The organism is Neisseria wadsworthii 9715 (assembly GCF_000227765.1).
Taxonomy (GTDB): Bacteria; Pseudomonadota; Gammaproteobacteria; order Burkholderiales; family Neisseriaceae; genus Neisseria; species Neisseria wadsworthii.
In genome coordinates, this window is the sequence record NZ_JH165172.1 from 1 (window position 1) to 597 (window position 597).

General features: G+C 50.4%; 1 protein-coding gene. It reads right to left on the reverse strand.

Features of this window, described 5'->3' with window-relative positions:
- On the reverse strand, positions 1–597 hold a 597-nt coding region (locus tag HMPREF9370_RS11490; protein ID WP_009117692.1), incomplete at both ends, for an IS5 family transposase.

Below are 597 nucleotides of genomic sequence, written 5' to 3' on the forward strand. Positions count from 1 at the left end.
CTCAGACCAAAATAAGTTGCCCGGGCATGGCGGAATTTACGGTGCAGCGTACCAAAGCTTTGTTCGACCACATAACGGTTTTTCGATAAATGTCGGTTACGCTTGATTTGTGCTTCCGTCAACGGTCGGTTGCGATGGGATTTGCACATAATGCCGTCCCGCAGCTCACGCTCTTCCAGATGCTGCCGGTTTTCCATACTGTCGTAGCCTTTATCGGCATAAACAGTCGTGCCTTTGGCTAGGCCTTCCAACAAAGGCAGCAGGTGTTTGCACTCATGGGCATTGGCGGCAGTGATATGCAGTTTCTCAATATAGCCTTCAGCATCGGTACGGGTATGTTGTTTGTAACCCAGTCTGTATCGGCCGTCTTTCTTCACCCAACGGGCATCACTGTCTTTACTCGGTGTGGTTTGGCTACTTACTTGTCCTTTGCCATCCACTTCTATGGCCTGACGCTGTTTGCCGCCGGCCGTCTGAATAATGGTGGCGTCAACGATGGCAGCGGATGCTTTTTCTACTTTTAAGCCCTTATCAGTCAGTTGGCGGTTAATCAGATCCAGTAATTCGGCCAAGGTGTTGTCTTGCGCCAACCAGTTG